Annotated in this window: 1 protein-coding gene; it reads left to right on the plus strand. The window is 44.3% G+C overall.

Annotation, left to right across the window (positions count from 1 at the left end):
* On the plus strand, nucleotides 1-988 hold a 988-nt coding region (locus GRP75_RS27950; protein WP_237449242.1), incomplete at both ends, for a transglycosylase domain-containing protein.

Below are 988 nucleotides of genomic sequence, written 5' to 3' on the forward strand. Positions count from 1 at the left end.
GCCACATCGCGAAAAAAGTTATAACACATTCCCTTATTTGATGCTGGAGACAGAGCGGGAAGCCGCCCAATTGTTAGCGCTCCAGCAAAATCCCGATATCACGGCAGCCGAGATTTCCAAGCCTGAGTATGCCGAGCTTCTTCAAAATACGCGAGAAGAGTTGCAACGGTCCGGCTATCGAATTTATACAACGATAAATAAGAAAATTTATAACAATATGCGGCAGATTGCAGCCAATCCACAAAATTTTTCTCCATACAGTAAGAAGAAGGGATTAGAGCAGATTGCAGCAATCATGATTGATCATAAAACAGGGGCTATACTCGGTATGATCGAGGGCAGGGATTTTAATACCGAGCAAATGAACTATGCAACTCAAATGACACGTCAGCCCGGTTCTGCCATGAAGCCTATTGCTGCTTATTTACCTGCTTTGGAAAAGGGCTACACTCAGCCAGCCGGTCTTATTGATGATTCACAAATCATATTGAAAGACGGGCGTAAAGGTTATCATATTCCTAAAAATTATAACAGACGGTACGAGGGGCTTATGACAGCCCGTGAAGCACTCAATCGGTCAATCAACATCCCTGCGCTGAGGCTGTTCTTATATGAAGTTAAAATTCCAAATGCTTGGAATTTTGTGCGTTCTCTTGGAATTACGACGATTCAGCCGCAGGATGAACATGCTCAGACAGGGGTTTTGGGTGGACTAAGCAAAGGGGTATCCGTCGAGGAACTGACCGCAGCATATGGAACGATTCCCAATATGGGTGTATATAATGCACCTCATCTGATCAGCAAAATTACGGATGCCAACGGGAAGATCGTATATGAATTTAAACCGCAGACGAAGCGTGTATATTCGCAGCAAACCGCATTTTTGATGACGGATATGCTCAAAACGGTTATATCAGATCCGAGGGGAACCGGCAAACGCCTGCAAAATGCTTTTAAAAGCTACGGTGCCATTGATATCGCCGGTAAT

Origin of the sequence: Paenibacillus sp. OT2-17 (assembly GCF_009827695.1) — a bacterium.
Classification (GTDB): Bacteria; Bacillota; Bacilli; order Paenibacillales; family Paenibacillaceae; genus Paenibacillus; species Paenibacillus polymyxa_B.